Below are 21,991 nucleotides of genomic sequence, written 5' to 3' on the forward strand. Positions count from 1 at the left end.
CGTGAAAATTTTTAAAAATAAATTTACTTATCGTTCAATGCTACTACTCCAGGAAGCTGCTTGCCTTCCATGAATTCAAGGGAAGCACCGCCGCCAGTGGAGATATGGCTCATTTTTTCAGCCAGGCCGAATTTTTCTACAGCCGCTGCAGAGTCTCCTCCGCCGATTACCGAATATGTATCGCTAGCATCGGCTAAAGCTTGTGCAACAGCTTTTGTTCCTTGTGCGAACTTGTCGATTTCAAATACGCCCATCGGTCCATTCCAGATGACCAATTTAGACTTTTGAATCACATCGCGGTAAGTTTCAGCTGTCTTAGGCCCGATATCAAGAGCTTCCCAGTCTGCAGGAATTTCTTCAATCGCAACGACCTTTGAATTTGCATCAGCAGAAAAATCATCAGCAACGATTGCGTCTACAGGCATGTAGAAGTTTACACCCTTCGCCTTTGCTTTTTCCATGAAGCTCTTAGCCAATTCAATTTTATCTTCTTCTAAAAGAGATTTTCCGATTTCGTGGCCCTGTGCTTTTACGAATGTATAAGCAAGTCCGCCACCGATGATCAGGTTATCTACTTTTTCTAATAGGTTGTCGATTACGCCGATTTTGTCTTTAACCTTCGCGCCGCCGATGATGGCTGTGAACGGGCGCTCTGGATTTGACAAAGCCTTTCCTAGAACATCAAGTTCTTTTTCCATCAAAAAGCCTGATACGGCAGGAAGGTGCTTAGCGATCCCTTCGGTTGAAGCATGAGCGCGGTGTGCTGCACCAAATGCATCGTTAACATATACATCTGCAAGCTCGGCAAATGCCTTAGCTAGTTCAGGATCGTTTTTCTCTTCGCCAGGATAGAAGCGGACATTCTCAAGAAGCAGGACATCGCCTTCGTTCATGCTGTCGATTTCGGACTTTACAGACTCACCATAAGCTTCGTCTGTTTTCTTTACATCCTTGCCAAGCAGCTCAGACAAACGCTTTGCTACTGGAGTCAAACGCAATTCTTCAACAGCCTGCCCTTTTGGACGGCCAAGGTGGCTAGCAAGAAGGACTTTAGCTCCCTGTTCAACCAGGTACTGGATTGTTGGAAGTGCTGCACGGATTCTTGTTTCATCCGTTACCTGTCCATCCTTCATCGGAACGTTGAAATCAACGCGGCAAAAAACTCGTTTTCCTTTTACATCCACATCTTTTACTGTCTTTTTGTTCAAGGCTAGAGACCTCCTTTAGAATAGCGCCAATGCGCGATTAAGCAGAAAAAGAGGAGAGGGAATTTACCCCGCTCCCCTTTTCATCCCACTACATTATAGTCAATATTGGATGGTTTATCCAATCTTATCTTACAGACCTTTTTTAGCGATGAAATCAACAAGGTCAACTACACGGTGAGAGTAGCCAGACTCGTTGTCATACCAAGAGATAACTTTTACCATGCTGCCTTCCATAACCATTGTTGAAAGAGCATCGATTGTAGAAGAGTTTGCACAGCCATTGTAGTCGCTTGATACTAGTGGCTCTTCGCTATATCCAAGGATGCCTTTAAGTTCATTTTCAGAAGCTTTCTTGAATGCAGCATTGATTTCTTCAACTGTAACGTCTTTGTCAAGCTCAGCAACAAGGTCAACTAGTGAAACGTTTGGAGTTGGAACACGCATAGCTCCACCGTTCAATTTGCCTTTAAGTTCAGGCAATACTAGAGAAACTGCTTTTGCAGCACCAGTTGTTGTCGGAATAATGTTTTCCGCAGCTGCACGTGCACGACGGTAGTCTTTGTGCGGAAGGTCAAGAATTTGCTGGTCATTTGTGTATGAGTGAACAGTTGTCATCATACCGCGCTTGATTCCGAAGTTGTCGTTCAATACTTTCGCGAATGGAGCCAAGCAGTTTGTAGTACAAGATGCGTTTGAGATTACGTGGTGGTTAGCTGCATCGTACTTGTCATCGTTAACGCCCATTACGATAGTGATATCTTCATCAGATGCTGGAGCAGAGATGATAACTTTCTTTGCGCCTGCTTCAAGGTGTTTCGCAGCGTCAGCACGCTTAGTGAAACGTCCTGTAGATTCAACAACTACTTCTACGCCGAGGTCGCCCCAGCCAAGCTGTGCTGGATCTCTTTCAGCAAGTACTTTCACTTTGTGGCCGTCAACTACAAGGTAGTCACCGTCTACTGTTATTTCTTCGTTCAAAGTTCCGTGAACTGTATCATATTTTAAAAGGTGAGCAAGCATGTTTGCATCAGTTAAATCGTTAACTGCTACTACTTCCACATTAGGGTTCTTAAGTGCTGCGCGGAAAACTACGCGTCCAATTCTGCCAAATCCGTTAATACCAACTTTTACTGCCATTTGTATTTCCTCCTTCGATTCCTATAAAGGTGTTGTTTATATTAAGGTGTTACCCTTGTAACAATGTTTTAGCGGCGCCTTCGTCCGTGATCAGGATCGTTGATGAAGGTGCCTGTTTCATATAGGCTCTGATCGCCTTTGCCTTTGATGCACCACCGGCAACAGCAATGACATCCCCTACATTTTCGAGATCATCCATTTGGAGACCGATCGTCAGCACTTTGTGGACGATCTCCCCGGCTTCGTTGAAATAGTAGCCGAAAGCCTCGCCAACTGCTTTTCCATCGAGGATCTTATGTAAGTCCTCCGGGCTGGTATTGCGACGTTCCGCCATTGTAATAGCGTCTCCAATACCATGTAAAACCATGCTTGCTGATTTAACTAAATTCCAGACCTCATAAATCAGCGGTTCTTTGATGAAGGTTTTATAGACTTCGCTGCTGACCTGGTCGGGCACATAAAAGACCCGGTTGCGTGAATTCGTGTTATCCGCCATGATCGCGCAAATCGTGTTTGCCTGATTCTTGACGTCCTCACCAATTCCGCCCCTTGCCGGCACGAACAGCAAATCCTTCTCGCCGAAATCGGGTGTCAACATTTCCGCCACAGCTGCCATAGTCGAACCTCCGGTCACAGCAATTATATTTTTGCTTTGAAGAAGATTTTTCATACTATTTGCTGTCGCGCGCCCCAGCTCACTTTTCACCCACGGTGACTGGTCGCTGTCCCCTGGAACAACAATCACTTTTCTGATTCCCATGCGTTCCTGAAGCTGGCGTTCTAGTCTGTCTATACCCATAATGTCCCGCATTACACTATCAAGACTTTCCAGTATATCTTTTCCTTCTTTGGTCAGTGTCATTCCTTGACCCGACATCGAGATCAGATTCTGGTCCTTCAAAAACTCCACCTCAGAACGCAATACCCGTTCAGTCAAATTCAGGCTTACTGAAAGGTTCCTCCTGCCAACTGGCTGCATCACGTTTATGTATTGCAGGATGAGGTATCGTTTTTGCATAACTTGCAATAAATCGGGCAATATTCTTTTTTGAATATCAATGAGCGAAAAGTCCATGTTGATATTCTCCTTTTCCAGCGTTGGACTTTAAATGTCCCGCTAAGACATATTATGTCCCACTCGCGGTAAAAAAAATCACCCCTGCTACAGATTTCATTCTAACAGGAGTGAAAACCTTAATCAACTTAAAAACTCAAGGTTTTTTCGTGAAAACGCTTCACTTATGAACTTTTTGTTCACAATACCGTATTGAAGTTCTTCGCCGTCCAATTCAACGACAGGAATCATGATTCCGTACTTCTCCACAAGCTCGTCATCAAGGTCGATATTGATCTCTTCTATGGCAAAATCCCAATCGTGCTGGAGTTCTTCCAGGATTTCTCGCGCTGTTTCACACAAATGGCAGCGCGGCCGGGAATAGAGTTTGACTGTTTTCTTCATTTCGGTCTCCTTATACTTGTATCATTCTCCCACTTTGGTGGTTATTCGCAAATTAAGATGCTTTATTCGCAAAACAAGAAATTTGTTCGCAATTCCACGTCCTTTATTCGCAAAAAAATATATTTATTCGCAAATTATCCCTGTTTATTCGCAAAACGGAAAATATCTTCCATTTTCTAATCAAATCTCTTCCGCTTTGAAGATGATGGTATGCCCAACTGGTCCCTATACTTTGCGACGGTTCTGCGTGATAGGACCATACCCTCTTGTTCCTCTAGCATTTCCACAAGTTTCTGATCTGATATGGGCTTCTTTTTATCTTCTTCTTTTATATAATGCTCTATTGCTGCTTTTACTTTTTGCGATGAAGCCTGGTCGTTCTCTGTTGTCTGGACGGCGCTTGTAAAAAACGACTTCAGTTCGTAAGTGCCGGCAGGTGTCTGCATATATTTTTCACGGACAGTTCTGCTTACGGTCGATTCATGGATTTCGAGCTCATCGGCAACTTCCCTCATCGTCATCGGTTTCAGATGCGCAGGTCCTATCAAAAAGAAATCCTGCTGTTTTTCGATGATTTTCATCGATACTTTCAGCAGCGTTTCCTTCCTTTGTACAAGGCTGCGTTGGATCCACTGATAGTCCCCCTGCTTTTCCTGGAGGTATTTATTGACTTCCGGATCCTTGTGGCCGGATAGCTGCCGGAAATATCCTTCATTAAAAGAAACCTTAGGTATCAACGCATCGAACATACTTACCGAGAGTTCATCACGTTCACGTTTGACGACAACGTCAGGGACGATATAGGCAGGTTTTTCACGCTGGAACGACGCACCCGGTTTCGGGTTAAGCTGCTGGATAGCATCATGGATTTTTTGAATTTCCTTCACATCGATATTCAACATCTTCGCCAGAGCTTTCCACTTTTTCTCAGCAAAAAGCATGAAATGGTCACGGATTATTGATATTGCCAACTCATTTTCAGGTGTGCGCTTTTGCCTTGTCAATTGAAGCAGCAAGCATTCTTTTAGATCATATGCCCCGATTCCAGCCGGGTCGAGCGACTTTAGTTTAAAGAAAGCTGAATCGATGATTTCATTTTCAACATTATATCTTTTTAAAAGGTCCTCTCTTTCAAGAATCAAGTAACCGTTTTCATCTATGTTTTCAATCAATTCATGTAAAATCAATTTTTCTTCAGAAGTAGCTTTTAGCAAGTTTAATTGTGAAAGCAGATAGTCTTCAAGCGTGTCACTCTCTCCAGATCCGATTTGCTCTATTAAGTTTTTCTGGTCGCGTTCGAATGTCTTTCTTCTTGTTTTTCGCGTACGGTCCATACTGGCATCAAAATGAGAGATGTTTTTAAAATCAACTTGCATAAGGGGATTTTCCATTGATTTAGCTTCAAGAAACGCCGCAAGCTCCTGTGCTGAGTATTGCAACAGCGCGATTGCTTGGGTCAGCTCCTGAGTCATTGCCAATTTTAACGTCTGCTTTTGCCATAAACCAGCTTTCAAATCCATCTAAATCACCCCTGCAACCATTTTACATGATAAACAGGCTTTGGTGTATGGAAAGAATTTGGTATCACATCGACTTCGTGAAAAATATATAAAAAACCTCTCGCCCGGGAATCAGGCAAGAGGTTACTTGCAGCAATTTGTTATCTTCTGCGTCTGGCAGGTCTGTTCATAGCTGGAGTGTTAGCAGTTTGAGTATTGCGTAGAGTAGTTGGTTGCTGTACGGTTGGTGTTGGCGTTCCTTCTGTACATTCAGGAAGGACAATAGTGTAGTTAACTGTCACATCTCCTGTTTGTGGATTTTCTGTGATTGAATTGATTTCAATGCTGACATTGTCGCATGTTAAGACAGGGAACACAGGAGCTGGGTCTCCAATACAAGTAAAGCAGTTTTGGGTTACTGTGACTTCCTGGAAGCAGCATTCAAAAACAGGACCTCCACAATCTCCTACTTTAGGCAGGTTCAATTGTACCTGGAAGGTTGCCGTGCGGAAATATCTTTGGACATCGGTACAGCATATTAAAGTCTGGTCGCAAACAAAAACTTCCGCAACACCCTGGCAAGTCTCCGACGATACAGGACTTACGTCACCAATACAAAAGCCGCTTAATACATCATCTACAGTTACATCTTCAGGTAATACAAAGCAAGTTTCCGGAAAATCGAAAACACAGTCAAACGTATCTTCACCGCATTCGCAAGCATTTGGACACTCAATGCAATCCGGAACACAAATTAGCCCGCAAGCTTCGTTTTGCCCAAATTTTAACGCAGCACACGCTTCTATGGCAATCGGCGGCTGATTGAATACGAAGGCAAATAGCTGGGACTCGCCAGGATCCAATTCACCTTGGTCTCCTAGTCCCAAATCATCGAATTTAAAACCAACAACCTGTTCACCAGGACTGCAGAGAGCATCATCTGGACATGGGTCAGGCGCAGTACCAGGATTTTCGACATCCTCATACAGAACTAGTTCTGGCGGCTCTTCGTCGCTCGGGAAAGTAGGAGTGATATAAGCATCTCCGATGAACTCGCGGCATGGCTCCTCGATTGCCAGTACCCAGTCACTTAATGCGTTAGGAGCATCGACATTGTCAATTCGATAAATCCAGCGATAGCCGCTCCCGAAACGCTCAACATCAACCAAGGTCACAACGAAACCATCAATGGGAACAGGCTCAAAGCAGCCTTCAGGAAATTCCTGCAATAAATTAAAATGTGGCATTAACATCTTCCTTTCATGAATTTTTCGAGGTTTTTATGCACCTCTCTATTACTCTATGAAAGGAGGGGGATGCTTGTTTAGGTGAATGCACCTAGCCGTATACACTAATTTGAAAGTAATAGGAAAATCTACGTAACTTTGTTGCAAAAAAAATCCCGCTGAGCTTTTAAAAGCTCAGCGGGATTTTTATGACGCCCTCGGCAGGAATCGAACCCACATCTCAAGAACCGGAATCTTACGTGCTATCCGTTGCACCACGAGGGCATGTTTCAAGTTAGCGTTACGCTTACCTATTATAGGGTAAGTTTACTTGCTTTGCAAGGAGGTTTTTTTGGAATGTCAGGCGTTGCTCTTGTTTAAAAAAGACATTCTTGGGTAAGATGGATACGGTACAGTAAATTGGAATATACATTATTGTCGAACAGTTTCTGCAGGCTAATCAAGCGATTCGTTTGACCTTTATTGACCATGCGTGTATCATAAAACTACATAGGTGTTCTGGCAAGCGAACCAGTTTATGCCAGCCTGCAATTTGCCTTTTTAGAAGGAAGCAAATTGTCTTTTGAGGCAGCAATCGCTTTTAAAAAGTGCAGTAAAAAGATCTTTACGTTAAAGGAGGAAAACAAACATGAACTTGATTCCTACAGTTATTGAGCAAACGAATCGGGGCGAAAGGGCATATGACATTTATTCCCGCCTGTTAAAGGATCGCATCATTATGCTGGGAAGCGGGATTGATGACAATGTTGCCAACTCAATCGTAGCCCAGTTACTTTTCCTGGAAGCTGAAAATCCGGAAAAAGACATCTCCATCTACATCAATAGCCCGGGCGGCAGCATCACTGCCGGCATGGCAATCTACGATACTATGCAGTTCATCAAGCCAAATGTACAAACAATTTGTATTGGTATGGCTGCTTCAATGGGTGCATTCCTGCTCGCAGCTGGTACAAAAGGCAAGCGTTTTGCCCTTCCGAACGCAGAAGTCATGATTCACCAGCCACTGGGTGGTGCTCAGGGACAGGCGACAGAAATCGAAATCGCTGCTAAGCGCATTCTTTTCCTTCGTGAAAAGCTGAATACCATCCTTTCTGAGCGCACTGGCCAGCCGCTTGAAGTCATCGCGAAAGATACTGACCGCGACAACTTCATGACAGCTGAGCGCGCGAAGGAATATGGTCTTGTTGACCAGATCATCACTCGCAACGTACTTGAAGAGAAGAAAGATAAATAAGGTGAATGAAAACTCGCTCCTGTTTGCCAGGAGCGAGTTTTTTATTGGGCTATATTTTTTAAAAGAATTAGTTCTCTTTCTGGATATATTCAGCCAGCTTTTCCACTGCTTCTTCTTCATCATGGCCTTCAGCGATCAGGTTCACGGATGCGCCAGCACTTACGGCAAGGCTCATCAATCCCATGATGCTTTTTGCGTTTACCTTTTTCCCATCTTTCTCAAGAAAAATATCAGATGTGAACCTGTTTGCTTCCTGTACGAACAATGCCGCAGGTCGAGCTTGTAAACCAGTTTTCAATTTTACTTCCACCTGTTTTTCCACCATTTCGTATTCCTCCTCTAGCCCTCTATTTATTTGTAATTTGTCCGGCACGCAGTTTATCTGCAATTTCATCGATCTTTCGCAGCCGGTGATTGATTCCTGATTTGCTGATCGTACCCCCGCTTACCATCTCACCCAACTCCTTAAGGGTGACATCCTGGTAGTCGACACGGAGCTGAGCGATTTCCCTCAGTTTATCCGGTAAAATTTGCAGGCCGACCGTATCCCTGATAAAGCGGATATTCTCTACCTGTCTAAGTGCAGCGCCAATCGTTTTATTCAAGTTAGCTGTTTCACAATTTACAAGACGATTAACCGAGTTCCTCATGTCGCGGACAATCCGGATATCCTCGAATCGCAAAAGCGCATTATACGCACCTACGATAGTCAAAAACTCAGTGATTTTTTCAGCTTCCTTCAAATATGTGATGAAGCCTTTTTTCCGCTCAAGTGTTTTGCTGTTCAGCCCGAATGTATTCATCAGCTCACATAATGAGTCATTATGCTCCTGATACATGGAGGCAATCTCCAAATGATAGGAGGATGTTTCCGGATTGTTCACAGAACCTCCTGCAAGGAAGGCACCTCTTAAATAAGAACGCTTACAACATTTCTTTTTCACCAGTTCAGGTGAAATTTCATGGATAATTTCAAAGCCTTCTCCAATAATCTTTAAATCCTCCAGAATATCCCTGGCTGATTCCTTAAGGCGGACAATATAAACATTATTCTTTTTCAGCCGCATCTTTTTACGCACCAGCAGCTCCACCTGTACCTGATAACTTTTTTTGATCAAGGTATAGATCCGCCTGGCAATCGCGGCATTTTCAGTCTGTATGTCTACGATGAGTTTGCGATTTGAGAAGGAAAGGGAACCATTCATCCGGATTAAAGCGGACAGTTCCGCGTCAGCGCAGCAGCCCTTCACGTCAATATTCGTGAGTTCCTTTTTTGTTTCCGAAGCGAACGACACCTTCTCACCCCCCCTGTTTATATAGCGCTGTCACTCTTGTAAATCAGCAAGCGCAGCAGCTGTCTTTTATTTTATTACAGAAGTGCTTTTAACGCTTAATGCATTTAAAAACACTTTTTCAAGAAGAGACAAACGCTTGCATCCTATATTTACGCGTTATATCTCTTTTTGGTTTCATCTATTATCATAGAATATAAAATTTCCGAAACTTTTTTTGTGTCATGCCTGATAACATTGCCATCGAGCTCAGCTATTTCATCCTGGACAACTTCTATTCCCAAAGACATCAGCCGGTCAAGGTCAAAATGGACAGGCTGGGCAAGCTCTTCCTTATAGCGGAGCTCCACATCAGGCGGGATTGTCTCACTATTGACTAGGATCGTATCGATAAAAGCACAGTCCATATGGTCATAGATAGCTTTAATATGATCACTGGCAGCAAAATCATGTGTTTCCCCTGCCTGGGTCATCAGATTGCAAATATACACTTTCCGTGCCTTCGCCTTGCATACTTCCTTGCCAAGTCTCTTCACGAGCAAATTCGGCAGGATGCTTGTATACAAGCTGCCAGGACCGATCACGATCAAATCAGCTTCCCTGATCGCCTGGAGGGTTTCAGGCAATGGCTTCACGCCTTCTGGATTCAAAAAGACTCTTTTGATCCTTTTTCCTGAGTATGGGATTTTGGATTCTCCCCTGACAATGCTGTCGTCCTCCATCACGGCATTCAGCATGACGCTCCTGTTTGCCGCCGGCAGCACTTTCCCGCGCACATTCAGGACCTTGCTCATTTCCTGGATTGCGTGTACAAAATTGCCGGTGATCGACGTCATCGCAGCCAAAATCAGATTGCCGAGCGAGTGGCCGGACAATTCATTGGCTGTATTGAACCGATGCTGGAACATCTCTTCAATCAGCGGCTCCACATCTGATAATGCAGCAAGGACATTCCGGATATCACCTGGCGGAGGAATTTGCATATCCTCCCTCAGCCGGCCGGAACTGCCGCCGTCATCAGCCACAGTGACGATCGCAGTGATGTCGACAGGGTGCTTTTTCAAACCCCGTAACAGGACTGGGAGGCCCGTTCCACCCCCGATGATGACGATTCTTGGCAATCCATCCACCATCATTTTATATGTCCCTGCCTTTTCTCAATATCACGGTGAGTCACACGAGTATGGTAGTCTTTTTCGAAAAACTTGGCGATGTGTTCCGCCAGTGCCACGGAACGATGCTGGCCGCCTGTGCAGCCGATGGCGATGATGAGCTGAGCCTTTCCTTCCCGCTTATAATGTGGGAGCATGAAACCTAGCAAATCTGTTACCTTTTCGAGGAACTTGCTCGTCTCGTTCCATTTTAAAACATATGTCGACACGTCTTCATCAAGACCAGTTTTCGGCCGCATGTGTTCGATATAATGCGGGTTCGGCAAAAAGCGGACGTCGAAAACAAGATCGGCATCGATTGGTATTCCATGCTTGAAACCGAAGGACATGACATTGACGGTAAAAATCGTCTTCTTGTTCACCGAGAACTCCTCAAGGATTTTTTCACGGAGATCCTTAGGCTTCATGCCCGTTGTTTTATAAATAAGCTGCGCCCTGCCCTTCAGCTCTTCCAAAAGCTCTCGTTCCAACTGGATGCCTTCGAGCGGCAATCCTGACGGAGCAAGCGGGTGCGAACGCCTCGTTTCTTTATAGCGGCGCACAAGAGTGGAATCATCCGCGTCAAGGAACAATACCTGCGGTGTCACCCAAGAAGTTTCCGCCAGATCATCCAGCGCTTTGAATAGAGAGTCAAAAAATTCGCGTCCGCGCAAATCCATGACGAGTGCCACTTTGTTCATTTTCGTGCCAGATTCCTTCATTAACTCAAGGAATTTCGGCAGCAATGTTGGCGGCAGGTTATCGACGCAGAAAAATCCAAGGTCTTCGAAGCTCTGGATAGCGACAGTTTTCCCTGCGCCAGACATACCTGTTATAATCACGAGCTGGGTATCAGTGCTTGAACCGGTACTCATTTCTCTTTCCCCCTGCTAAATTAGTCATTTATTTTATCAATTAGGATCTAGCCTGTAACTGATCAGTTCGAAATCCGGTGTATAAGTGAAGTTTCCATAGATGATTCCTTGTCCATGGACCATGTATTCAAGAATATGATAATCACCCGCTGCCATCGGCAAGTCTTTGATATCATCAAACTCATGCCATTCAAGGGTCCCTTCCTCACATTCATCCAGGTTGATGCCATCTGCCTGGGTGGCATAAAACGTGAACATCATCCATTCGGAAACGACTTGATCATCTTCCTTGATGACAAATGTGAAAATCCCTTTGATTTGTGGATTTCTCAGGTATATTCCCGTTTCTTCTCGAAATTCCCTGACACATGAATCCTTCACGGTTTCTCCTGGTTCCATTTTTCCGCCTGGAGCCACCCACCAATTTCGGCGCGGCTTTTGCAGCAGCAAAATCTTATCATCTTTTACTAAAACACAATTCGTCACTCGCTGCATCCAATCCACCTCTTTATATGTAGGCCAACTAGGCTTTTCAAATCATCGTATGCATTTTTCACACAGAAATGGCTGCTGTTTTTCGATTATAATCCATATCAAAAAAGCAGTCCTGCAAATCAGCTCAACTTTTATTCTTTCCATTATACTATTTTTAGTTTTTCGCCACAATGAATACAAAGATGATATTTTTGTTAAGGAGTAAGGGGAAAATGCAGATTCAAAATCCGCCTTGCGAATGGTTGTTATAATCCTTTACTAAGGCCTGTTTCATTTTTATGTAAAAAAAAGAGCACAGGATAACCTGTGCCGTCAAAGGATTATATTTTTAAAAGGGGGTCAATTTCTACTCCTATAATACCCCATGATTGTTTCACTACTGTTACAGGAGAATTAATAAATAATTACGGTTTGTTAATTTCTCCCGAAACATGCTGTTTTTGCCATTGTATTGGAAAACCCGCTGAATCAGCTCCAGCGGGTTTGGCATTTGTGCATTTATGCGTTTGTTTTTATTTCTTCCATCAATTCTTCGACATAATGCTGAGCGTTTTGCGCAGCGATACTGCCGTCGCCTGTTGCTGTAACAATTTGGCGAAGTGTTTTTTCACGAATGTCGCCAGCCGCGAAAATACCTGGGACTTTCGTTTCCATTTGTTCGTTCGTTTCGATATAGCCATTGCTGTTCGTGATGCCAAGGCCTTCGAACGGCTTTGTCAAAGGAACCATTCCGATATAGATAAACACACCATCTGCCGCGAATTCTTTTTCCGCACCATCCTGTGTCGAAACTAGCGTTACGCTGCCAACTTTGCCATCTTTGTCGTTGATCTGCTTGACAGTGTGATTCCAGATGAAATCAATTTTATCGTTGGCAAATGCACGATCCTGAAGGATTTTTTGCGCACGAAGCTCATCACGGCGGTGAACAATTGTTACTTTTGAAGCGAAGCGTGTCAAATAAACACCCTCTTCGACCGCTGAGTCTCCGCCTCCGACAACAACAAGTTCTTTACCTTTAAAGAATGCGCCGTCACAAACCGCACAGTAAGAAACACCGCGTCCGCCAAGCTCCTGCTCACCAGGAACTCCCAGCTTCTTGTACTCTGCACCAGCAGAAATGATGATGGAACGCGCTTTGTATTCTTTACTTCCGGCCTTAATTGTCTTATATTCTTTGCCGTCGATGACTTCTTTTACATCACCGTAAGCATATTCAGCACCGAATTTCTTCGCGTGGTCAAACATTTTAGTTGATAGCTCAGGTCCAAGAATATGGTCAAACCCTGGGTAATTCTCTACTTCTTCTGTATTCGCCATTTGTCCGCCCGGCACGCCGCGCTCAAGCATCAGTGTCGACAAGTTCGCACGTGAAGTATAAACAGCAGCCGTCATCCCAGCCGGACCAGCTCCGATGATAATGACGTCATAAATTTTCTCTTCTGACATGGTGTACAACTCCTTTGAATATCATAATCCGCTAATTTTCGGTCTTCATTCGAAATTAGTATTTCCTGCCTAAACATATCCTATAAAACAAGTGGCGCATAGTCCAAAAATATGCTTAATAAAGGTCCCTGTTCACTAAATTGACAAAATAAAAAGAGGGTAAACCTCGTCTGCTGATCACAGACTTAGTTCACCCTTTTAGATGCTGTCTTCTTCTTGAAGAAACTCGTTTGCTAAGTTTATATATTTGGACAGCGTAGATACAGACAATCCGTATTTTTTCGCTACTGCTGCTTTTGATGTCTTGATATTTCTTAGCTTATCCCAGAGATAATCAACCGCTGCGGCCCATGCTTTTTTGTTCTTAAAGTCATAACCAGCCTCTGCTGCCTGCTCAAATACTGAGAACCACATGATGTAGACACCAGCTTCATTTTTTCCGATCGGCTGGTGGTGGTCATAAAGGAGCTTCGCTGTTTCATGCGCGCCCTTTACTTCCTCTTCCTTGCTGTTCAGTTTGCCTGAGGTTACATACGCCAGGTACGATTTTTCCATTTCCGTCATTTTATCCGTTGATGTTTCCGCTGCGAGAATTTCCTTCTTTTTCGCGGAAACAGATGTGAGGAATAGCGCAAAAAGACGCTCCTCTGGATAATCACTGTTCAACTGGTTCAGGATGGCCGAAACCTGCGCTTCGAACTTTACGCCCGGTTTATCGGCCCATGGCTCCATCCCCTCTTTTTCAGGACTGAACTCGAGTACCTTTTTCCAGGCATTACGTGCTGTATTTTCTCTGCCGGTAAAATAAGAAGCATGAGACAGCCAGTAATAGAAAGCACCATCGCCTTCAAAACCTGTTTTTTGCAGCTTCTTCAGCCAGCGGTAAGCCAGTTCGTACTCGCCGACAAGCGCAAACGTGGCACCAAGCTTGAACTGGTGTTCAACGTGGATTGGATGAATTTTTTCAAGAGAGTCCTTAAGAATCTGGCCTTCCTTCTCGTGTCCCTGGTAATGTGCGAACACGAGGCCATTGCACAATGCATGCAGGTTGCCAGGGTTCTGTTCGAGGACATCGTTCAGGATGTCACGGGCCTTTGTTGTTTCCCCAAGGTAGAAGTACGCCAGCGCCAGGTTATTGTAAGCTGACCAATACTCCGGATACTCCTCGATGACCTCCTGGAAAATCTCGATTGCCTTCGGGAATTCACCGGATTCGAGGTGATTGCGCGCTTCCTCCTGCTTGACGATCAGGTCATCCTCTTCATAATAATCCTCATCCATCTCTTCTGCTTCCATCGTGAGAAGTTCAAGCAGGTCGCTTGCATCCTCTGCAAACTCACCATCTTCATTCAATTCCATATAAAGATTAGCATGCCTGAACGCATCCCGGAACAAGCCAAGATGTGCGTAGTTATTCGCTAAGAAATAGTGACATTCTGCCATGTTTTCATCAAGTTCTTCGAGGACCAAGTGCAAAAGACGGTTAGACTGCTGGTATTCACCCAGCTCCGACTGCACGATCGCCAGCTGGCAAACGATCATCGGCTCGCCAGGCTCAAGGTGCATCGCACGCTGGAAATACTTTTCAGCCTTTTTTAGGTCCCGCCTATGGAAAGCCTTGACCCCTTTGGCGAAGTAATATTCACCAGTAGGAACAAATGACAGCAATTGACCTTTTTGCTTCATCGCTTTAGAGTCTTTTCCCATGTGATCCTCCATTCGAAAATTTGTATTGCTCAATCTCGGAACCTTAATTTGTATATAAATACACATACAGTGTTTTATCGAAGCAACTTTAACTAATGTAGTATAACATACGGACAGAGTGTTCGAGAAGGTGTGGATTTGAAATTGTGGTGTGGGAGGTGTCCAGTGAGGTTAGTGTATGGAGCTGGGCCGTCAGTCAGTATCCATATTTTGGTTAAAGATGCAATTATTGATGATGAACGTGCAATTCTTGCCTGGATCGGTGCAATTATCTTAGATGAGCGAGCAATTTGACTGATGATGGTGCAATTATCGGGTTTCAGGAAGAGAATAATTTTTCCAGATACCTTTTCTATATATATGGTCTTGTATTGGTCTATAAAGTGGAGTAATTTAGCAATTTTTCACCTTGAAGCACAAATAATGAGGAACTTACATTGTTTCCTGGTGAAAATCATGATCCATGGCAAAAAGAAAACCCAGCGCATTCTATTATTCCGCGCTGGGCTTCTTCCTTTTATTCAATATTCCTAGTACTTCTTTCAGCGGCAGCTTCTGTTCCTGCAGCAAGACCATCAGGTGGTAGAGCAGGTCTGCGGCTTCCCACTTCAACTCTTCGGAATCGCGGTTTTTGGCGGCGATAATGACTTCCGATGCTTCTTCACCGACTTTTTTCAAAATCTTGTCGACGCCTTTTTCGAATAGATAGGTGGTATAGGCACCTTCCGGCATGTCCAATTCCCGCTGGCGAATCGTCTTTTCGAGTTCGAGCATGACGGCAAAATCGCTCAATGAGGCGAGCTGGCCATCGGAATGCTCCACCAGACTTTCTGAGCGTTCCAGAAGATTTTCTGAAAAACAGCTGACTGCGCCTGTATGGCATGCTGGTCCGGCTGGTTCGACGAGCACCACGAGAGCGTCTCCGTCACAGTCGTATTTCATCTCGACGATTTTTTGGGTGTTGCCGCTCGTTGCTCCTTTGTGCCAGAGCTCCTGGCGGGAACGGCTGTAAAACCAGGTTTCCCTTGTTTCAAGCGACTTACCCAGGGATTCTTTATTCATGTAAGCAACAGTCAGGACCTCACGTGTCGCTGCATCCTGGACGACTGAAGTAATCAAACCATTGGAATCGAACTTCAATTCTTCTATTTTCATCTTACGGTCACTCCTTTTTCATGGAGGTGGGATTTTACTTCTTTTACAGAGGTTTCGCGATAGTGGAAAATTGATGCTGCCAGTGCGGCATCTGCTTTTCCTTCGTTAAAAGCATCGGCAAAATGGTCCGCGTTTCCGGCACCGCCTGATGCAATGACTGGGACGGTGACCGCTTCACTCACAGCACGTGTAAGCTTTAGATCAAAGCCTTTTTTTTCACCGTCACTGTCCATGCTTGTCAGCAAGATTTCCCCTGCCCCAAGACGGACAGCCTCTTTTGCCCACGCTATCACTTCCCAATCGGTCGGTTTCCGGCCGCCATGGGTGTAAACCCGCCATGACCCGAGTTCCGGGTCGTACTTTGCATCGATGGCAACTACAATGCACTGTGCGCCGAAGAAATCAGAGCCTTCTGCGATTAACTTCGGATTGTTGACAGCCGCGGTATTCAAGGAAACCTTATCGGCACCTGAACGAAGCATCCTTTTCATATCTTCAAGTGTGTTGATGCCGCCTCCGACTGTGAACGGGATTGCCAGCTCTGACGCTACTTCCCGTACGACCTCGACCATCGTCTTCCTTCCTTCAACAGAAGCTGAAATGTCAAGGAAAACGAGCTCATCCGCCCCTTGCTCATCGTAAAAGCGCGCAAGTTCGACGGGATCTCCGGCATCGCGTAGTTGGACAAATTGAACTCCTTTTACAACGCGTCCTTCTTTAACATCAAGGCAGGGAATGATCCGTTTGCTTAGCATCAGGCATCCCCCGCTTCCAAAGCAGATTTTACAGAAAAGCGTCCTTCATAAATGGCTTTGCCGACAATCGCACCACTGACACCATCCTCACGTAACTGTCGAAGTGCTGCTAAATCATCAAGCGAGCTGACACCGCCGGAAGCGATGACGCTTTTGCCCGTTTCCAAAGCAAGCTGGCGGGTTGCCTCCACATTCGGTCCTGCAAGCGTGCCATCTGTGGCGATATCGGTAAAAATGAAAGTCTCCGCACCGGCATCAGCAAATCTCTTGCCAAGCTCGACTGCACTTACTTCGGAGGTATTCAGCCAGCCATGTGTCGCGACATAACCGTTTTTTGCATCAAGCCCGATTGCGATTTTCGCGCCGTATTTCCTGACCATTTCTTCGGCGAACTCTGGATTGGAAACGGCAATGCTGCCAATGATGACGCGGGTTACGCCGTTATCAAGATAATGGTTTATATCAGCTTCACTGCGAATGCCGCCGCCAATCTGGACGTTGGCCCCAAGGTTCTTCGTTGCCTGAATGACAAATTTATCATTAACCCGCTTGCCGTCCCTGGCGCCATCGAGGTCGACCATATGAATCCACTCTGCACCTTCATCAGCGAATTTTTTTGCCATTTCAAAGGGAGAATCTCCATAAACCGTTTCCTTGTCATAATCACCTTGCAGCAGCCTTACGCATTTTCCGCCGCGCATGTCGATCGCCGGGTAGATTGTGAATTTCATTCTTCTGTCTTCCTTTCTGATGCAAGGTTGGTAAAATTGCGGAGCAATGACATTCCCATATCGCTGCTTTTTTCCGGATGGAATTGCATCCCGAAGATATTGTTCCTGCCAACAATGGCCGGCACTTCAACATCAAAATAATCTCCGATTGCCACCAGGACTTCCGGATCATCCGTTTTTACATAATAGGAATGAACAAAGTAAACATAATCCTCTTCAAGTGATGCCAGCAACGGGGAGTCACCGGTAAAACGTAACTTGTTCCAGCCCATGTGGGGGACTTTATATGCTTCCCCTTCTGCTGTCTGCCCGGTAAAACGCTCCACTTTTCCAGGAAGCAAGTTCAAACCCTTTGTCAGGCCATTTTCAGTGCTTTCTTCGAACAACAGCTGCATGCCGAGGCAGATTCCGAGCACAGGCTTGCCAGTAGCAGCGAAAGCCTGGATCATTTCCGTCAAACCTGTGCGGTCCAATACTTCCATCGCATCCCGGAAAGAACCAACACCAGGGACGAGCAATGCATCTGCTTCCATCAAATTGCCCTTATATTGTGAAATAAAATATGGCGCACCAAGCCGTTCGAGCGCTTTGCTGACGCTGAACAGATTGCCCATGCCGTAATCGACGATGCCAATCATGAGTTAACTTCCTTCCTTTTTACAGTGTTCGTTTTCTGTAAGCGTATCTCCCTTTCGTACTACATTTACCGCTCTCTTACAACATCCCTTTCGTTGAAGGAACACCCTTTACCCGCGGGTCGATGGTCGTTGCTTCATCAAGCGCACGGCCCAAAGCTTTGAATACCGCCTCAATCATGTGGTGAGTATTTTTTCCGTAGTGGACGATGACATGCAGGTTAATTCTAGCTTCAAGCGCCAGCTTCCACAGAAATTCGTGGACTAGCTCGACATCGAAAGTGCCAACCTGCTGGGCAGGGAATTCTGCGCGCATTTCGAGGTGCGGGCGGTTGCTAAGATCGACGACGACCTGAGCCAGTGCCTCATCCATTGGGACAAAAGCGTTTCCGTATCGTTTGATTCCTTTTTTATCGCCAAGTGCTTCTCGAAGCGCCTGTCCGATACAGATGCCGATATCTTCGGTTGTATGGTGGCCATCCACCTCAACGTCTCCCTTCGCATCCACCTTCAAATCAAACTGGCCATGCTTTGCGAATAAATCGAGCATATGAGAAAGAAAAGGCACTCCAGTTTCCAGTTCCGATTTTCCCTCTCCATCGATGCTAAAATCCAGATCTATTTTTGTTTCATTCGTATATCTATTCACCGTTGCGGTGCGTTCCATAAGATTTCCCTCCATCCACTTTCATTACAATTTAAGTCTTGCTTCCACAGCCCGGGCGTGGGCTTCCAACCCTTCAAGCCTGGCAAACTCGGCGATTTTTGCACCGTTATCGTTCATCGCTTTCTCGCTGTATAGGATGATGCTGGACTTCTTTTGGAAATCCTCGACGCTCAACGGGCTTGAAAAGCGCGCTGTCCCGTTTGTTGGCAGCACATGGTTCGGTCCGGCAAAATAATCACCTACAGGCTCTGAGCTGTATCTCCCCAGGAAAATCGCGCCGGCGTGCTTTATTTTACCGAGCAGTTCCATCGGATTCTCCGTGACGATTTCAAGATGCTCCGGTGCAAGCTGGTTGATTGCACTGACTGCTTCATCCATATCAGCTGCCACATAAATCGCCCCGAAGTTTTCGATTGCCTGTGTGGCGATTTCTTTTCTCGGCAATTGCGAAAGCTGCTTATACACTTCATTTTGAACGTCTTCCGCAAGCGTACGGGATGTTGTCACTAAGACCGCACATGCCCGCGTGTCATGCTCTGCCTGGGAAAGCAGGTCTGCCGCAATTTCATTGGCACGGGCTGTTTCGTCAGCGAGAATACCAATCTCGCTTGGTCCAGCAATCATATCAATTGCGACGTCACCGAATACTTCACGCTTGGCCAGGGCGACATAAATGTTTCCCGGACCAGTGATTTTATCGACCGAATCGATTGTTTCTGTTCCATATGCAAGGGCGGCAATTGCCTGGGCCCCGCCGATCTTATAGATCTCTTTTACCCCTGCGATATCTGCGGCAACTAGCACGCCTGCCGGTAGCTTCCCGTCCCGGCCTGGCGGTGATACCATGACGATCCGCTCGACACCCGCGGTTTTTGCCGGGATGACATTCATTAAAACCGAGGATGGATAAGCAGCCGTTCCGCCAGGCACATATACACCGACAGAATCCAGTGGCGTCACCTTTTGGCCAAGCATTGTGCCATTTTCCTCCGTCGTCATCCAGGATGGACGCAGCTGTTTTTCATGGTATTTACGTATATTGGCGGCAGCCTCAGTAATGATATCGACAAGCTGATTGCTGACATTTTTATAGGCTTCAGAAATTTCATTATCCGTCACCAGAAATTCATCTAGCACAACAGAATCAAATTTTTCAGTAAAAATTCTGAGTGCCTGGTCGCCGGAAGCACGGACTTCGGCAATAATTGCCTGCACGGCTTTCCGCTGCTCTTCGGTTCCGCCATCAACGGTCCGTTTTAATGACAAGCTTCCATCTATCTGTAAAATATCCATCGGGAATCAAATCCTTTCAGATTCACAATCTATATCACTTCGTTCAGCCTTTTAACCAGCTCGCTGATCCGCTCATCCTTGATCCGGTAGCTGACTGGATTGACAATCAATCTCGATGTCACGTTTGTAATCGTTTCGTACTCCACAAGACCATTTTCCTTCAAGGTCCTTCCGGTTGAAACGATGTCGACAATCCTGTCGGCGAGTCCGATTAATGGCGCAAGCTCGATTGATCCGTTCAATTTGATGATTTCTACCTGCTCGCCCTGTTCACGGAAATAGGCTGCCGCGATATTCGGGTACTTCGTCGCAATTTTCGGGGCGACATCATTCATTTTTGTATCAGGAAGTCCCGCGACGGCAAGATAGCAGCCGCTGATTTTTAAATCCAGCAGCTCATACACATCCCGTTCTTCCTCAAGCAAGACGTCTTTTCCGGCAATCCCGAGATCAGCGACACCATGTTCAACGTATGTAGCTACATCCATCGGCTTTGCTAAGATGAAGCGGAAATTTTCCTCTTCAACATCGATAATCAACTTGCGGGAATCATCAAATTCAGGAGGCAAATCAAAGCCCGCGCTGCGCAACAGATCAACAGCTTCGGTAAAAATCCTGCCCTTTGGCATCGCGATGGTCAGTTGTTCATTCATCGAACTCCCTCCTTCCCAACAAGGTAAACGACATTTGCAAAAGTATCGGAGCAAGCATCAAGATTACGTACAGAGCTGATGTCCTGGAGGATGACCCGTTCCCCGTCTTCCCTGCGCTGTGCTGCAAGCTGGTAAGCCTCTTTTCTTCTTTCTGGGCTGAAAAGAATGCAAATGACAGGCTCGGGTTCACCAAGGTTGCCGAGACTTTCAAGCAGTCGGTCGAGCCTGATCGCAAATCCTGTTGCGCCTGTCGATTTCCCGAATTTCTCGAGCAGTCTGTCATAACGGCCCCCATTGCCGATTGGGAAGCCAACCATACCTGCGTATACCTCAAATAAAATGCCTGTATAATAGCTCATGTGGCTGACAATCGTTAGGTCAAATTTAATCCGGCTGCTTTCACCAAAGTCTTCGATGATATTCCAGAGCAGCTTCAATTCATCAAGTGCTGCCCTTCCTTTTCCGTTTTCGACCAGTTCGGATGCCTTGTCGATCACTTCCGGACCGCCGCGCAGTTCAAGGAAAGCCAAGAGTCTTTGCGAATCGATTGATGACAGCGGCAGTCCTTTGACATGCTCACGGTACCCAACATAATTTTTCTCATATAAAAATTTCGTCAGTTCTCTGGCTCGCTCCTCTGTGCCAAGAATCTGAACAAACAATTCGTTGACAAAGCCAACATGCCCTACAGAAAGCTGAAACTGTTCCAAACCAGCTTTTTTCAGTGAGGAAATCGCCAGCGAGATCATCTCGCCATCCGCGCTGACAGACTCGTCGCCAATACATTCGACACCAATCTGCTCAAATTCCGCCGGCCTGCCGCCTTCGCGCTGCTGGGCCCGGTATACATTTGCTGAATAGGCAAGTCTCAATGGAACCTGGTCTTTGAATAATTTTGACGCCGCGACCCTGGCAATCGGCGCGGTCATATCAGGACGCAGTACAAGCGTATGCCCCTGCTGGTCCAACAGCTTGAACAGCTGCTGATCCAGAATCGCCGAAGCCGTTCCGACCGTTTCGTAATATTCCAGCGCAGGCGTTTCGATAAATTGAAAACCCCATTGCTTCATTTCTTTTTCAATTGAGCTGCGGACTTTTTCCTTCGCTTCATATAATTCTGGAAGTGTATCCCGCATGCCAAGCGGCTTTTCAAACATGAATAATCTGCTCATTGATTTCACCCTCTTCGTTGCTGGTGTTTTTATCTTTCTACCCAAAAAAGCTGAGTTTTAATTATCTAAATCCTTTAGTTCGCTAATATGGTAACAAGATGAAGTTATATGTAGTTTAACGTTCATTTTATTATCCGTCAACCATTAGCTCTTCATGTTTGCTTTTTAAAATGGAGC

At 45.6% G+C, this 21,991-nt stretch carries 23 protein-coding genes and 1 tRNA gene; 2 read left to right on the forward strand and 22 right to left on the reverse strand.

Annotation, left to right across the window (positions count from 1 at the left end; translation table 11 throughout):
- Positions 1-23: 23 nt before the first annotated feature.
- The 7 genes from CD004_RS19620 to CD004_RS19650 form a co-directional block, all read right to left on the reverse strand.
- The gene (locus CD004_RS19620) at positions 24-1,208 is read right to left on the reverse strand and encodes a phosphoglycerate kinase (protein ID WP_102264289.1); all 1,185 of its coding nucleotides are present in this window, start codon (positions 1,206-1,208) and stop codon (positions 24-26) included.
- 129 nt (positions 1,209-1,337) lie between these two features.
- Positions 1,338-2,345 carry a type I glyceraldehyde-3-phosphate dehydrogenase gene (gap, locus tag CD004_RS19625; protein ID WP_102264290.1) on the reverse strand — a complete coding sequence of 336 codons (1,008 nt, stop codon included), beginning with the start codon at positions 2,343-2,345 and terminating at the stop codon, positions 1,338-1,340.
- 49 nt (positions 2,346-2,394) lie between these two features.
- Positions 2,395-3,420 (reverse strand): sugar-binding transcriptional regulator, encoded by a 1,026-nt coding sequence (locus CD004_RS19630; RefSeq protein ID WP_102264291.1) that lies wholly within the window; start codon positions 3,418-3,420, stop codon positions 2,395-2,397.
- 123 nt (positions 3,421-3,543) lie between these two features.
- A complete protein-coding gene (locus tag CD004_RS19635; RefSeq protein WP_102264292.1) occupies positions 3,544-3,804 on the reverse strand; it encodes a glutaredoxin family protein in 261 nt (86 codons plus the stop codon).
- A 176-nt stretch (positions 3,805-3,980) separates the two neighbouring features.
- Positions 3,981-5,324 carry an RNA polymerase factor sigma-54 gene (gene rpoN, locus CD004_RS19640; RefSeq protein ID WP_102264293.1) on the reverse strand — a complete coding sequence of 448 codons (1,344 nt, stop codon included), beginning with the start codon at positions 5,322-5,324 and terminating at the stop codon, positions 3,981-3,983.
- Positions 5,325-5,464: 140 nt separating this feature from the next.
- Entirely contained in the window at positions 5,465-6,550 is a 1,086-nt protein-coding gene (locus CD004_RS19645; protein ID WP_102264294.1) for a hypothetical protein, read from the reverse strand.
- Between the two features lie 192 nt (positions 6,551-6,742).
- A tRNA-Arg gene (locus CD004_RS19650) sits at positions 6,743-6,814 on the reverse strand.
- Positions 6,815-7,178: 364 nt separating this feature from the next.
- On the opposite strand from CD004_RS19650, the gene clpP reads away from it, so the two are divergent.
- Positions 7,179-7,784 carry an ATP-dependent Clp endopeptidase proteolytic subunit ClpP gene (gene clpP / locus CD004_RS19655; protein WP_102264295.1) on the forward strand — a complete coding sequence of 202 codons (606 nt, stop codon included), beginning with the start codon at positions 7,179-7,181 and terminating at the stop codon, positions 7,782-7,784.
- A gap of 67 nt (positions 7,785-7,851) precedes the next feature.
- Here clpP and CD004_RS19660 read toward each other — a convergent pair whose 3' ends face one another.
- The 7 genes from CD004_RS19660 to CD004_RS19690 form a co-directional block, all read right to left on the reverse strand.
- The gene (locus tag CD004_RS19660; protein ID WP_102264296.1) at positions 7,852-8,109 is read right to left on the reverse strand and encodes an HPr family phosphocarrier protein; all 258 of its coding nucleotides are present in this window, start codon (positions 8,107-8,109) and stop codon (positions 7,852-7,854) included.
- Between the two features lie 22 nt (positions 8,110-8,131).
- Positions 8,132-9,079 (reverse strand): DNA-binding protein WhiA, encoded by a 948-nt coding sequence (whiA, locus tag CD004_RS19665; RefSeq protein WP_102264297.1) that lies wholly within the window; start codon positions 9,077-9,079, stop codon positions 8,132-8,134.
- Between the two features lie 149 nt (positions 9,080-9,228).
- Positions 9,229-10,212: a gluconeogenesis factor YvcK family protein gene (locus CD004_RS19670; RefSeq protein ID WP_264191044.1), complete on the reverse strand. Its 984-nt coding sequence runs from the start codon at positions 10,210-10,212 to the stop codon at positions 9,229-9,231.
- The gene (rapZ, locus tag CD004_RS19675) at positions 10,209-11,102 is read right to left on the reverse strand and encodes an RNase adapter RapZ (protein ID WP_102264298.1); all 894 of its coding nucleotides are present in this window, start codon (positions 11,100-11,102) and stop codon (positions 10,209-10,211) included. The genes CD004_RS19670 and rapZ overlap by 4 nt, the downstream gene beginning before the upstream one ends.
- 36 nt (positions 11,103-11,138) lie before the next feature.
- On the reverse strand, positions 11,139-11,597 hold the full coding sequence (locus tag CD004_RS19680) for an NUDIX hydrolase (RefSeq protein ID WP_102264299.1): 459 nt from the start codon (positions 11,595-11,597) through the stop codon (positions 11,139-11,141).
- A gap of 498 nt (positions 11,598-12,095) precedes the next feature.
- A complete protein-coding gene (gene trxB, locus CD004_RS19685; protein ID WP_102264300.1) occupies positions 12,096-13,046 on the reverse strand; it encodes a thioredoxin-disulfide reductase in 951 nt (316 codons plus the stop codon).
- A 198-nt stretch (positions 13,047-13,244) separates the two neighbouring features.
- Positions 13,245-14,753 (reverse strand): tetratricopeptide repeat protein, encoded by a 1,509-nt coding sequence (locus CD004_RS19690; RefSeq protein WP_102264301.1) that lies wholly within the window; start codon positions 14,751-14,753, stop codon positions 13,245-13,247.
- Positions 14,754-14,918: 165 nt separating this feature from the next.
- Between CD004_RS19690 and CD004_RS24515 the strand changes: the two genes are divergently transcribed.
- The gene (locus tag CD004_RS24515) at positions 14,919-15,047 is read left to right on the forward strand and encodes a hypothetical protein (protein WP_267892329.1); all 129 of its coding nucleotides are present in this window, start codon (positions 14,919-14,921) and stop codon (positions 15,045-15,047) included.
- Between the two features lie 198 nt (positions 15,048-15,245).
- Here CD004_RS24515 and hisIE read toward each other — a convergent pair whose 3' ends face one another.
- The 8 genes from hisIE to CD004_RS19730 all read right to left on the reverse strand — a co-directional run bounded on the left by hisIE (position 15,246) and on the right by CD004_RS19730 (position 21,814).
- Complete coding sequence (gene hisIE, locus CD004_RS19695) at positions 15,246-15,908, reverse strand: bifunctional phosphoribosyl-AMP cyclohydrolase/phosphoribosyl-ATP diphosphatase HisIE (RefSeq protein WP_102264302.1); 663 nt, start codon at positions 15,906-15,908, stop codon at positions 15,246-15,248.
- Positions 15,905-16,663, reverse strand: coding sequence for an imidazole glycerol phosphate synthase subunit HisF (hisF, locus tag CD004_RS19700; RefSeq protein ID WP_102264303.1), 759 nt, complete (start codon positions 16,661-16,663; stop codon positions 15,905-15,907). The genes hisIE and hisF overlap by 4 nt, the downstream gene beginning before the upstream one ends.
- Positions 16,663-17,394 (reverse strand): 1-(5-phosphoribosyl)-5-[(5-phosphoribosylamino)methylideneamino]imidazole-4-carboxamide isomerase, encoded by a 732-nt coding sequence (gene hisA, locus CD004_RS19705; protein WP_102264304.1) that lies wholly within the window; start codon positions 17,392-17,394, stop codon positions 16,663-16,665. The genes hisF and hisA overlap by 1 nt, the downstream gene beginning before the upstream one ends.
- On the reverse strand, positions 17,391-18,032 hold the full coding sequence (hisH, locus tag CD004_RS19710; protein WP_102264305.1) for an imidazole glycerol phosphate synthase subunit HisH: 642 nt from the start codon (positions 18,030-18,032) through the stop codon (positions 17,391-17,393). The genes hisA and hisH overlap by 4 nt, the downstream gene beginning before the upstream one ends.
- 76 nt (positions 18,033-18,108) lie before the next feature.
- Positions 18,109-18,696 carry an imidazoleglycerol-phosphate dehydratase HisB gene (hisB, locus tag CD004_RS19715; RefSeq protein WP_102264306.1) on the reverse strand — a complete coding sequence of 196 codons (588 nt, stop codon included), beginning with the start codon at positions 18,694-18,696 and terminating at the stop codon, positions 18,109-18,111.
- A gap of 24 nt (positions 18,697-18,720) precedes the next feature.
- Complete coding sequence (gene hisD / locus CD004_RS19720) at positions 18,721-19,989, reverse strand: histidinol dehydrogenase (protein WP_102264307.1); 1,269 nt, start codon at positions 19,987-19,989, stop codon at positions 18,721-18,723.
- Between the two features lie 29 nt (positions 19,990-20,018).
- The gene (gene hisG / locus CD004_RS19725; RefSeq protein WP_102264308.1) at positions 20,019-20,642 is read right to left on the reverse strand and encodes an ATP phosphoribosyltransferase; all 624 of its coding nucleotides are present in this window, start codon (positions 20,640-20,642) and stop codon (positions 20,019-20,021) included.
- Positions 20,639-21,814, reverse strand: a complete 1,176-nt coding sequence (locus CD004_RS19730; protein WP_102264309.1) for an ATP phosphoribosyltransferase regulatory subunit — start codon at positions 21,812-21,814, stop codon at positions 20,639-20,641. Before CD004_RS19730 ends, hisG begins: the two co-directional genes overlap by 4 nt.
- Positions 21,815-21,991: the final 177 nt, after the last annotated feature.

The sequence above is a fragment of the Mesobacillus jeotgali genome, from assembly GCF_002874535.1.
Lineage (GTDB): Bacteria > Bacillota > Bacilli > Bacillales > Cytobacillaceae > Mesobacillus > Mesobacillus jeotgali.

Bases quoted from the DNA above. Each gene is read 5' to 3' on its own strand.
- CD004_RS19670 (WP_264191044.1), bottom strand. From the start codon at position 10,212: ATGATGGTGGATGGATTGCCAAGAATCGTCATCATCGGGGGTGGAACG.
- hisIE (WP_102264302.1), bottom strand. From the start codon at position 15,908: ATGAAAATAGAAGAATTGAAGTTCGATTCCAATGGTTTGATTACTTCA.
- CD004_RS19680 (WP_102264299.1), bottom strand. From the start codon at position 11,597: ATGCAGCGAGTGACGAATTGTGTTTTAGTAAAAGATGATAAGATTTTG.
- hisG (WP_102264308.1), bottom strand. From the start codon at position 20,642: ATGAATGAACAACTGACCATCGCGATGCCAAAGGGCAGGATTTTTACC.
- CD004_RS19660 (WP_102264296.1), bottom strand. From the start codon at position 8,109: ATGGTGGAAAAACAGGTGGAAGTAAAATTGAAAACTGGTTTACAAGCT.
- clpP (WP_102264295.1), top strand. From the start codon at position 7,179: ATGAACTTGATTCCTACAGTTATTGAGCAAACGAATCGGGGCGAAAGG.
- CD004_RS19630 (WP_102264291.1), bottom strand. From the start codon at position 3,420: ATGGACTTTTCGCTCATTGATATTCAAAAAAGAATATTGCCCGATTTA.
- hisA (WP_102264304.1), bottom strand. From the start codon at position 17,394: ATGAAATTCACAATCTACCCGGCGATCGACATGCGCGGCGGAAAATGC.
- hisH (WP_102264305.1), bottom strand. From the start codon at position 18,032: ATGATTGGCATCGTCGATTACGGCATGGGCAATCTGTTCAGCGTCAGC.
- CD004_RS19645 (WP_102264294.1), bottom strand. From the start codon at position 6,550: ATGCCACATTTTAATTTATTGCAGGAATTTCCTGAAGGCTGCTTTGAG.
- CD004_RS19635 (WP_102264292.1), bottom strand. From the start codon at position 3,804: ATGAAGAAAACAGTCAAACTCTATTCCCGGCCGCGCTGCCATTTGTGT.
- hisD (WP_102264307.1), bottom strand. From the start codon at position 19,989: ATGGATATTTTACAGATAGATGGAAGCTTGTCATTAAAACGGACCGTT.
- trxB (WP_102264300.1), bottom strand. From the start codon at position 13,046: ATGTCAGAAGAGAAAATTTATGACGTCATTATCATCGGAGCTGGTCCG.
- rpoN (WP_102264293.1), bottom strand. From the start codon at position 5,324: ATGGATTTGAAAGCTGGTTTATGGCAAAAGCAGACGTTAAAATTGGCA.
- gap (WP_102264290.1), bottom strand. From the start codon at position 2,345: ATGGCAGTAAAAGTTGGTATTAACGGATTTGGCAGAATTGGACGCGTA.
- hisF (WP_102264303.1), bottom strand. From the start codon at position 16,663: ATGCTAAGCAAACGGATCATTCCCTGCCTTGATGTTAAAGAAGGACGC.
- CD004_RS19730 (WP_102264309.1), bottom strand. From the start codon at position 21,814: ATGAGCAGATTATTCATGTTTGAAAAGCCGCTTGGCATGCGGGATACA.
- hisB (WP_102264306.1), bottom strand. From the start codon at position 18,696: ATGGAACGCACCGCAACGGTGAATAGATATACGAATGAAACAAAAATA.
- CD004_RS19690 (WP_102264301.1), bottom strand. From the start codon at position 14,753: ATGGGAAAAGACTCTAAAGCGATGAAGCAAAAAGGTCAATTGCTGTCA.
- rapZ (WP_102264298.1), bottom strand. From the start codon at position 11,102: ATGAGTACCGGTTCAAGCACTGATACCCAGCTCGTGATTATAACAGGT.